The organism is Streptomyces sp. HSW2009 (assembly GCF_040240285.1).
GTDB lineage: Bacteria > Actinomycetota > Actinomycetes > Streptomycetales > Streptomycetaceae > Streptomyces.
Map to the genome: position 1 here is coordinate 1 of NZ_JBEHZD010000411.1, position 7387 is coordinate 7387.

At 71.6% G+C, this 7387-nt stretch carries 2 protein-coding genes; both read right to left on the bottom strand.

Annotated elements, in window-relative coordinates; genetic code table 11:
• Positions 1–27: 27 nt before the first annotated feature.
• Positions 28–162, bottom strand: a complete 135-nt coding sequence (locus tag AAHZ94_RS24810) for a hypothetical protein (protein WP_349995350.1) — start codon at positions 160–162, stop codon at positions 28–30.
• A 103-nt stretch (positions 163–265) separates the two neighbouring features.
• Complete coding sequence (locus tag AAHZ94_RS24815) at positions 266–6676, bottom strand: SpaA isopeptide-forming pilin-related protein (RefSeq protein ID WP_349995352.1); 6411 nt, start codon at positions 6674–6676, stop codon at positions 266–268.
• Positions 6677–7387 lie beyond the last annotated feature (711 nt).

A 7387-nucleotide genomic window follows, 5' to 3' on the forward strand; every position in this document is an offset into this window, starting at 1 on the left:
CCACACCCCACCGCCCCCGCGTCCTCATCACCAACCCACCGATCCGCCGATCCGCCGATCCACCACCCAGCGGGCCCCCCCCCCCCCCCCCCCCCCCCCCCCCCCCGGGGGGCGGCCCCCCCCCCCCCCCCCCCCCCCACCGGGGAGACGGACAGGGCGCACGTCGCAACCTCCAGGGAGAACGTTCCGGGCCCTGTCAGTGCACCACTCCCCCGGCCCGGCCGCCCAGTTCAGGGCGGCCGAACCGGTGAGTGGTCAGGAGTGCCTAGGCGGCGTGCGGCTGCTGGCCGCCCTTGTCGCCCTCGTGGTGCTGGCCTTCCTTGCGGTGTCCCTGCTTCTTGTCGTGGTTCTTGTCGTGCTTGCCGTCGTGCTTGTTGTTGTCGTGGTGCTTGTTGTCGTGGTGCTTGTCGTTGTCGTGCGGCTTGCCCTGGCCGTGGTGGCCGTGGTGCTCGCCGTGCTTGCAGTGGTCACCGTGGTGCTTGCCGTGGTGGTCACCGTGGTCACCGTGGTGGTTGCAGTGGTCACCGTGGTGGCCGCCGTTGCCGTGGTGGTCACAGCACTTGCAGCAGTCGCACGGGGGCTTCGGCTTGCAGTCCTTGCCCTTGCACGGTTCGCCGCGCTTGTTCTTGATCTTGACGGTGACGCCGTCGGCGCTGTTGTCCTCCGTCACCTCGTACGGGCCGAAGACCGGGTTGTCGGGCAGTACGTATCCCTCGGGGACCGCGGTCTCCTTGAGGTAGTACTCGCCGCGGTCCAGGTCGCCGAAGGTGCACAGACCGGCGTCGTCGGTGGAGCAACCCTCACCCTCACGGGTGTCGGGGTTGTCCCCGTCCGACTGGAGGCCGCGCACGCCGTTGGTCTCGCGCCACAGCTCGAACACGGCGCCGGCCAGCGGCTTGCCGTGCTTCTCGTCGGTCTTGACCAGCTTGATCGAGCCCTTGACCGGCGGCTCGGTCTTGCGGAGGTTCTCCGCGTGGGCGCGCACGCCTTCCGAGGCGTTCTCCTCGGTCAGCACCAGCGGGCCGAAGACGTTCAGGTCCGGCAGGTCGTAACCCTCCGGAGCCGCGGTCTCCTCCCAGTAGTACGTGCCCGGACGCGTGGTCTCCTCGCACACCCCGCTGGCCGGCGTCGTGCACCGGGCCACCCGGGTGTCCGGGTCACTGCCGTCCGTCTGGAGGCCGCGCACGCCGTTGGTCTCGCGCCACAGCACGAAGTCGGCGCCCGCGAGCGGGTCGCCGGTCTTCGCGTCCGTCTTGCGAACGCTGACGTCACCGGTGACCGGGGGCACCGGGGTGCGGGTGTTGTCCGCGGTGACGCGGACGCCCTCGGCGGCGTTCTCCTCGGTCAGCACCAGCGGCCCGAAGACCGCCGGGTCGGGAAGGTCGTAGCCGTCAGGGGCGGCCGTCTCCTCCCAGTAGTACGTACCGGGGCTGGTCGTGTCGGCGCAGACGCCACTGGCCGGCGTGGTGCAGGTGGACACCAGGGTGTCCGGGTCCGCACCGACCTGCTGGAGGCCGTCCGTGCCGTTGGTCTCGCGCCAGAGCGCGAACTCGGCGCCCGCGAGCGGGTCACCGGACTCCGCGTCCGTCTTGAGGACGCTGACCTCGCCGTTGACCGGCGGAATCGGGGTCGAGCTGTTGCCAGCCTCCACCCGAACACCCTCGGCCGCGTTCTCCTCGGTCAACTCCAACGGACCGAAGACCGCCGGGTCAGGCAGCTCGTACCCGGCGGGGGCAGCCGTCTCCAGCCAGTAGTACGTCCCCGGACTGGTCGTCTCCGAACAGATGCCACTGGCCGGCGTGGTGCAAGCCGCGACACGCGTGTCGGTGTCAGCACCATCGGTCTGAAGCCCCGGAGTGCCATTCGACTCACGCCACAACAGGAACTCGGCACCCGCAAGCGGCGCACCGTTCTCCGCGTCCGTCTTCAGGACACTGACCTCACCGGTCACCGGCGGCACCGGCTCCCGCGTGTTCTCAGCCGTGACCCGAACACCCTCAGCAGCGTTCTCCTCCGTCAACACCAACGGACCGAACACATTCGGACTCGGCAGCTCATAACCCTCAGGAGCCGCCGTCTCCTCCCAGTAGTACGTACCGGGGCTGGTCGTGTCGGCGCAGACGCCACTGGCCGGCGTGGTGCAGGTGGACACCAGGGTGTCCGGGTCCGCACCAACCTGCTGAAGACCATCCGTGCCATTGGTCTCGCGCCACAGCGCGAACTCGGCACCCGCAAGCGGGTCACCGGACTCCGCGTCCGTCTTCAGGACGCTGACCTCACCGTTGACCGGCGGAATCGGAGTCGAGCTGTTGCCAGCCTCCACCCGAACACCCTCGGCCGCGTTCTCCTCCGTCAGCTCCAACGGACCGAAGACCGCCGGGTCAGGCAGCTCGTACCCGGCGGGGGCAGCCGTCTCCAGCCAGTAGTACGTCCCCGGACTGGTCGTCTCCGAACAGATGCCACTGGCCGGCGTAGTGCAAGCCGCGACACGCGTGTCGGTGTCAGCACCATCGGTCTGAAGCCCCGGAGTGCCATTCGACTCACGCCACAACAGGAACTCGGCACCCGCAAGCGGCGCACCGTTCTCCGCGTCCGTCTTCAGGACACTGACCTCACCGGTCACCGGCGGCACCGGCTCCCGCGTGTTCTCAGCCGTGACCCGAACACCCTCAGCAGCGTTCTCCTCCGTCAACACCAACGGACCGAACACATTCGGACTCGGCAGCTCATAACCCTCAGGAGCCGCCGTCTCCTCCCAGTAGTACGTACCGGGGCTGGTCGTCTCCTCGCACACGCCACTGGCCGGCGTGGTGCAGGTCGCGACGCGGGTGTCGGCGTCGGTGCCGTCGGTTTGGAGACCGGCGGTCCCGTTGGTCTCGCGCCACAGCACGAAGTCGGCGCCCGCGAGCGGGTCGCCGGACTCGGCGTCCTGCTTCAGGACACTGACGTCACCGGTCACCGGCGGCACCGGCTCCCGCGTGTTCTCAGCCGTGACCCGAACGCCCTCAGCGGCGTTGTCCTCGGTCAGCTCCAGCGGCCCGAAGACCGCGGGGTCGGGCAGCTCGTACCCGGCAGGGGCTGCCGTCTCCTCCCAGTAGTACGTACCGGGGCTGGTGGTGTCCGCACAGATGCCCGTGGCCGGCGTGGTGCAGGTGGACACCAGGGTGTCCGGGTCCGCACCAACCTGCTGGAGGCCGTCCGTGCCATTGGTCTCGCGCCACAGCGCGAACTCGGCGCCCGCAAGCGGGTCACCGGACTCCGCGTCCGTCTTGAGGACGCTGACCTCGCCGTTGACCGGCGGAATCGGGGTCGAGCTGTTGCCAGCCTCCACCCGGACGCCATCGGCCGCGTTCTCCTCGGTCAGCTCAAGCGGCCCGAAGACCGCCGGGTCAGGCAGCTCGTACCCGGCGGGGGCTGCCGTCTCCTGCCAGTAGTAGGTGCCCAGGGTGGTGGTCTCGGCACAGACGCCGCTGGCGGGCGTGGTGCACTCGGCGACGCGGGTGTCGGGGTCGGCGCCGGTGGTCTGGAGACCGTCGGTGCCGTTCGACTCGCGCCACAGGACGAACTCGGCGCCGGCGAGCGGCTCGCCGTTCTCCGCGTCCGTCTTCAGGACGCTGACCTCACCGTTGACCGGCGGGACCGGCGTCGAGGTGTTGTCCGCGGTGACGCGGACGCCCTCGGCGGCGTTCTCCTCGGTCAGCACCAGCGGCCCGAAGACCGCAGGATCGGGCAGCTCATAACCCTCGGGAGCAGCCGTCTCCTCCCAGTAGTACGTACCGGGGCTGGTGGTGTCCGCACAGATGCCCGTGGCGGGCGTGGTGCAGGTGGACACCCGGGTGTCGGGGTCGGCGCCCTCGGTCTGGAGACCGGCGGTGCCGTTCGACTCCCGCCACAGCGTGAACTCCGCGCCGGCGAGCGGGTCACCGGACTCGGCGTCCCGCTTGAGGACGCTGACCTCGCCGTTGACCGGCGGAATCGGGGTGGAGCTGTTGCCAGCCTCCACGCGGACGCCCTCTGCGGCGTTCTCCTCGGTGAGTGTCACCGGGCCGAAGACGTTCGGGTCCGGCAGCTCGTAGCCGTCGGGCGCAGCGGTCTCCTCCCAGTAGTACGTACCGAGTTCGGTGGTCTCGGCACAGACGCCACTGTCGGGCGTGGTGCACTCGGCGACCCGGGTGTCCGGGTCGGCGCCGTCGGTCTGGAGACCGGCGGTGCCGTTCGTCTCGCGCCACAGCGTGAACTCCGCACCGGCGAGCGGGTCACCGGTCTCGGCGTCCGACTTCAGGACGCTGACCTCACCGGTCGTCGGCGGCACCACGGTGCGGGCGTTCTCCGCCTCGACCCGTACGCCACCGGCGGCGTTCTCGTCGGTGAGGGTGAGCGGGCCGAAGACGTTCGGCGTCGGGAGGTCGTAGCCGGTGGGGGCCGCGGTCTCCTCCCAGTAGTACGTGCCGACCTCGGTGGTCTCGGCGCACTCGCCGCTGGCCGCGGTCGTGCACTCGGCGACCCGGGTGTCCGGGTCGTCGCCGGTGGTCTGGAGGCCGGCGACGCCGTTGGTCTCGCGCCACAGCACGAACTCGGCGCCCGCGAGCGGGTCACCCGTCGTGGCGTCCGACTTCAGGACGCTGACCTCACCGGTGACGGGCGGGACCGGGCTGCGGGTGTTCTCCGCGGTGACCCGGACGCCCTCGGCGGCGTTGTCCTCCGTCAGCTCCAGCGGCCCGAAGACCGCCGGGTCGGGAAGGTCGTACCCGTCGGGAGCGGCCGTCTCCTCCCAGTAGTACGTACCGGGGCTGGTGGTGTCCGCACAGATGCCCGTGGCGGGCGTGGTGCAGGTGGACACCCGGGTGTCCGGGTCGGCGCCGTCGGTCTGGAGACCGGCGGTGCCGTTCGTCTCGCGCCACAGCGTGAACTCCGCACCGGCGAGCGCGTCGCCCGTGCCGGCCTCGACCTTGGACACGCTGACCTCACCGGTCACCGGCGGCACCGGCGTGGAGCTGTTCGCGGCCTCCACGCGGACGCCCTCGGCGGCGTTCTCCTCGGTGAGCGTCAACGGGCCGAAGACCGCCGGATCAGGCAGCTCGTACCCGGCGGGGGCTGCCGTCTCCTGCCAGTAGTACGTGCCGAGCTCGGTGGTCTCGGCACACTCACCGCTGGCCGGCGTGGTGCACTCGGCGATCCGGGTGTCCGGGTCTGCGCCGTCCACCTGGAGGCCGTCGACCCCGTTGGACTCGCGCCACAGCACGAACTCGGCGCCCGCGAGCGGGGCGCCGGACTCCGCGTCCGTCTTCAGGACGCTGACGTCACCGGTGACCGGCGGCACCGGGGTGCGCGTGTCCTCGGCCGTGACCCGCACGCCCTCGGCCGCATTGGCCTCGGTCAGTACCAGGGGCCCGAAGACGTTCGGTGTCGGGAGGTCGTAGCCGTCCGGTGGGGCGGTCTCCTCCCAGTAGTACGTACCGGGGCTGGTGGTGTCGGCGCACACGCCCGTGGCGGACGTGGTGCAGGTGGAGACCCGGGTGTCGGGGTCGGCGCCGTCGGTCTGGAGACCGGTCGTGCCGTTCGACTCCCGCCACAGCGTGAACTCCGCACCGGCGAGCGCGTCACCGGTCGCGGCGTCCGTCTTCAGAACGCTGACCTCACCGGTGACCGGCGCCGGCCCCCCGCAGTCCGGCAGGTCGCCGTTGAACGGGTAGGCGTGGAACTCCTGGCCGCCGCCGACACCGGAGCTGGTGTGGGTCAGCGAGCCGGTGGTGAAGAACCGCCCGTTGACACCGGGCAGCGTGACCCGGGTCGTCGAGGACTGCTCGCCCACCAGGACGCTGCCCTGGAACTGGCCGCTTCCGCCGAGATCCACCGACGTGGCGTCCGGGTAGTTCCACAGCAGCCGCTCGCGGTAGGCGTTCAGCGGGTCGTCATCGGTGATGCCGCCGCTGTAGGTGTTGAGCACCCGGTTCGCGCCGAACACGTTGACCAGCACCGTGGCGTCGGCCGGCACGTTCTCGAAGGCGATGCCCTGGGCGCCGCCGCCCGAGCCCACCATGTCGAAGTCCACGTTGAAGACCTGGAGCGAGGAGGTCCCGTCACCCGTGAACAGCGTCTGGTAGCCCTGGTTGACCGCGGTGCCGGTGGGCGTCCGCGGCGAGCCGTCGACCCGCGCGTAGCACCGGCTGGCGGTGGTGAGCTGGTCGCGGAGCGCGGTGTACGGGGCGACCGCGGCGTCGTCCTGGACGGCCGTGCCGGTGAGGGTGCCGGAGACCGGCCCCGCGTGCCGTACGGTGCCGATCTCGCCCGCGACGCCACCGGTGGTGTCCAGGGTCTGGCCGGGCGCGACGGTCACGCCGCCGCCGGTGGTGAGGAAGTCCGCGTCGGTGGGCGGAGGCACGCGCGAGCCGACCCCGACGATGCCGAGGTTGTAGAGGCCGCTGCGCCCGGCGCCCTTGTTCTGGTCGAACTCGTCGAGCACGACCACGCGGCCCTCGGCCTCGGCGGCCCCTTCCCGTACCAGGAAGTCGTTGCCGACGAAGACGTTGATGCCGTTGTCCCGGCCGTGGAAGGCCTCGTTGTTGATCGGCGGATACGGATCGGGGCAGGCGCCGGGCAGACAGGGCCCGAGACCGCCCGGCAACGGCGCCGCCGCTGCTGGTGTCGTGGTGAGTCCGAACGTCAAGAGCGGCACGGCTGTGGCGACCACAGCACATGCCACGCCGGCTGTGCCGGCGCGTGTTCGGAGCGCTGTGAGGCGCTTGGAGATGGATCTCATGCCGGGCATCGTCGTTAGCGGCCGGCTGTACAACCGTCAGTGACACGGCAGCTTGCGCCGGTCACGGACGCTAACCCACCCGAACGGCCCGCCCCGGCGAGCCGCTGATGGATTCCGGCGGCCGACTGTGCTGTGGCCAGCGGGAACGGGGTGCGGTACGGGTCGGGGGGCGGGGCGGCAGCGCACCGGCCCCGGGCGGCGGCGGGCCCGAGCCCCGCCCGCGCGCCCGCTTCGGGTACGGCCGACTGGCGGCACCGCACCATCTGCGGCGGGCCGCAACCCGGGGCCGGCACGGAGGCGCGGCGGTTGCCGGGAGTACCGCGCGGGTGTAGCGGGCCGGGAGGTGGGGCGGTACGGGACGGGGCAGGTGGTGCCGATCGCAGCAGTGGTGCTGCCGGGGCGGTGCTGCCGGGGTGGCGACGGTGCCGACCAGGGTGACGGTTTCGCCAGGGTGGTGATGCCCGCCAGGGCGACGACGCCGATCGGGCCCGGCCGCCCGCGGGGGGGGGGGGCCGGGGCCCGGGGCGGGGGGGGCCCCGGGGGGGGGGCGGGCCGCACTCCAAGGTCTACAAGTTGGAGAACGGGCAGCAGACCGCCACCAGCGAAGACCTGCGCGCCTGGGCAGAA